Here is a 1,177-nt window from a genome sequence, read left to right as displayed (position 1 = left end):
TCACATTGGTGTCGAAGTGCTCGTCAATATGCTCGGCGGTGATCTCGCCGAGCCGAGCCTGGCTTCCCGCGCCGGCATTGGCAAAGACGATGTCGAGCGTTCCGCGCTCGGCCTTCACCGCCGCGTAGAGCCGATCGAGGTCGGCCTCATCCGAGACCGAGCCTTTCACCGCCCGGGCATGGGGCCCGAGCTCCGCTACAGCGGCGTCGAGCGCTTCCTGCCGGCGGCCGAAGATGAAGACGAAKGCACCCTCTTCGATGAAGCGCTTTGCTGCGGCGCGGCCGATACCGGTAGCGCCGCCCGTGATGACGGCGGTCTTTCCATTCAGTCTGTTCATGGCGTGCATCCTTCTTTGAAGTTCTGTGAAAGCAGCGATCTGCTTGCTTGAGAAACAAAGATGCAGGCCTGATAACCTAACGACAAGTATGCACTTTTAGGTAAGTATCAAAGAATGACAACGCCTCCTGACATCTGCGATAGCGGTTGCGGGCTCAATGCCACGCTCCGCATCCTCTCGGGCAAGTGGAAACCGCTGGCCCTGTTTTTCCTGCGCGATGGTCCGAAGCGCTACGGCGAGCTCAAGCGCTTGATTCAGGGTGTCAGCGACAAGGTGCTGATCCAGCAATTGAAGGATCTGGAGGCCGACCAGGTGCTGGTGCGGACCGACTACAAGGAGGTGCCGCCGCGCGTTGACTACGCGCTGACCCCGCTCGGTCGCAGCTTGGCGGAGGCGATCGTGCCGCTGTGTACTTGGGGGACAAAGAACGCTGCGGAAATGGCAAGCATCTTCGCCAAGCGCGATGCTTTGCCCTAGAGGCTGTYGAAGAACCGGTGAGCCGCAGGCGCGAGCGAGGTTGCGATCAATCAAGCCTCGTCGAACGGCACGTGTCGCCGGCGCCGGTGATGCTGGTAAAAACCAGCCGTATGGTGAAGTTGCGCTACTTGCGGGCCTGCCTCGTCGGAGACGACGCGGCAGATGAAGAACGTATGCAGGCCGATTTCCTGGCTATGCACGATGGTCAACTCCTGAACACGCAGCGCCTCGGCCACGGCCGGGATGCCGAACTCCCGCGACGGCCGAACAGGAAACGGCAGCGCGTTCCAGTCCGTGAGTGCTTGCTTGTGATGCGCGCTGAGCTGGTAGACCACCTGCTTCATCGTCGCGGGCACATGGCAC

The 1,177-nt window shown here is 61.3% G+C and carries 3 protein-coding genes; 1 reads left to right on the top strand and 2 read right to left on the bottom strand.

The window, feature by feature from the left end; translation table 11 throughout:
- On the bottom strand, positions 1–337 hold a 337-nt coding region (locus tag AC1DT2_RS24000), incomplete at its 3' end, for an SDR family NAD(P)-dependent oxidoreductase (RefSeq protein WP_477299207.1).
- A 114-nt stretch (positions 338–451) separates the two neighbouring features.
- Between AC1DT2_RS24000 and AC1DT2_RS23995 the strand changes: the two genes are divergently transcribed.
- On the top strand, positions 452–814 hold the full coding sequence (locus tag AC1DT2_RS23995; protein ID WP_477299206.1) for a winged helix-turn-helix transcriptional regulator: 363 nt from the start codon (positions 452–454) through the stop codon (positions 812–814).
- Positions 815–864: 50 nt separating this feature from the next.
- Here AC1DT2_RS23995 and AC1DT2_RS23990 read toward each other — a convergent pair.
- The coding region (locus AC1DT2_RS23990) for a flavin reductase family protein (protein ID WP_477299204.1) at positions 865–1,177 on the bottom strand (313 nt) is incomplete at its 5' end.

It is taken from the genome of Luteibacter sp. P4_E6 (assembly GCF_056401535.1).
Note: the sequence above shows the minus strand (reverse complement) of the source record. Positions and strands in the feature narration are given on the sequence as shown.

Bases quoted from the DNA above. Each gene is read 5' to 3' on its own strand.
- AC1DT2_RS23995 (WP_477299206.1), top strand. From the start codon at position 452: ATGACAACGCCTCCTGACATCTGCGATAGCGGTTGCGGGCTCAATGCC.